Here is a 1,200-nt window from a genome sequence, read left to right on the forward strand (position 1 = left end):
CACGAAGTTCTTCCTCGGCCCGTTTGCGGTCTGTTATATCCAGGTGTGTGCCGCAGACGCGGAGGGGATTGCCTTTATTATCTCTTTCTATGATTTTGCCTCTGTCGAGAATCCATACCCAGTTGCCCGTTTCATGTCTCATGCGGAACTCAGCTTCGTAAAAGTCGGTTTTCCCTTCGAGATGTTTGTTCAGTATTTCATGTATCCCGGGCAGGTCATCGGGGTGGACAAGTTTTTCCCATGCATTCAAATGTGGCTCGATTTCGTCGATGCCGTAGCCTTTCATTTCAGCCCAGCGCTCGTTGAAATCCACTCTGTTGGTTTCCATGTTCCAGTCCCAGGTTCCGAGATCGCCGCCTTTCAGGGCCAGTTTCAGCTGTTCTTCGCTTTCTTTAAGCGCTTTCTCGGCCTGCCTGCGCGCGGTGATATCCCTGGAAATACCATGAATCCCGGTGATCTTGCTTTTTTCGTTCCGTATCCATCTTACATGATTCTCAAGCCAGAGGGTGCCGCCGCCTTTCATGTAATATTCCGTCATGACGGTAATGGAGCGCGTCGAACTTGCCGATCTCAATTTATCCTTGATGTATTCCTTCTTCAACAGTTTTTTAATCGATTTAAGGGAATCGGGCGTTACCATCTCTTCAGGGGATTGATTTATTCTTTCTCCGGGTGTGAATCCCAGAACGTTCTCGATGGAGGGACTGACATAGGTAGTATTAAAATCCATATCCACAGTCCAGACGATATCGGGCGTGCTTTCGGTGAGGAATCTGAATTTTGCTTCGCTTTCCCTTAGCGCATCCTCATCCTGTTTGCGCTCGTATTCAGCTTTCTCCAATTCCTGAATCCGCTGTTCCAGTTCTTCGCAGGTTGGCTTTTCAGACATGATTGCTTTCCTCGATTATTGGATATTTTTTATGGATCTGCTTTTCTTCATCGGGATAGATTTTCAAATAATCCGGCTCTCCAGTTCAGAATTCAGATATGATAATTCATTTATGAATAACCTGCAGTCCTGGTTCACTAATTAGCACCAATAAAATAGAATACAGTTCATTTTGCTTAAGGTCAAGCTGATTATATGGCTCCTGTGCAATTCCCAGTAATAGCAGTTCCGGGAGTAATCACAGGTCACCTGAGCAGGAATTATCCGTTAATAAAATAACAGAAATCCGGATTGGGTTTCATTACATGGCG

1 protein-coding gene is annotated in these 1,200 nt (G+C 45.5%); it reads right to left on the reverse strand.

Features of this window, described 5'->3' with window-relative positions; translation table 11 throughout:
* Positions 1–889, reverse strand: an 889-nt coding sequence (locus K8R76_11625; protein MCD4848824.1) for a PAS domain S-box protein, incomplete at its 3' end; no start/stop codon positions are given.
* Positions 890–1,200: the final 311 nt, after the last annotated feature.

The organism is Candidatus Aegiribacteria sp., assembly GCA_021108435.1.
Taxonomy (GTDB): Bacteria; Fermentibacterota; Fermentibacteria; order Fermentibacterales; family JCC-6; genus Aegiribacteria.